The organism is Neolewinella lacunae, from assembly GCF_014349155.1.
GTDB lineage: Bacteria > Bacteroidota > Bacteroidia > Chitinophagales > Saprospiraceae > Neolewinella > Neolewinella lacunae.
Map to the genome: position 1 here is coordinate 1 of NZ_JACSIT010000015.1, position 224 is coordinate 224.

At 62.9% G+C, this 224-nt stretch carries 1 protein-coding gene; it reads right to left on the reverse strand.

What is annotated here, in order from left to right; all coding sequences use genetic code 11:
• Window positions 1-224, reverse strand: a 224-nt coding sequence (locus H9S92_RS00075) for a hypothetical protein (RefSeq protein WP_187464696.1), incomplete at both ends; no start/stop codon positions are given.

The following is a 224-nucleotide window of genomic DNA, read 5'->3' on the forward strand; positions in this document are numbered from 1 at the left end:
TCAACGTCGGAGCACTCGTCTACCGCCGTGAAGGTCAGCGTCAGGTCGGCCGTGCACGTTACGCTCGTACCACCGAAGCATTCTTCCGGCTCGTCCGCCTCGATGACCGGGGCCACCTCGTCGTAGATCTTCACGAACTGTACGTAGCGGAACGCTCCGCGGCTGTCGTCGGCGGCGTACACATCGGTGTCGATGTTGTCGTTGCCGTTGTCGTCGTCCGTGCC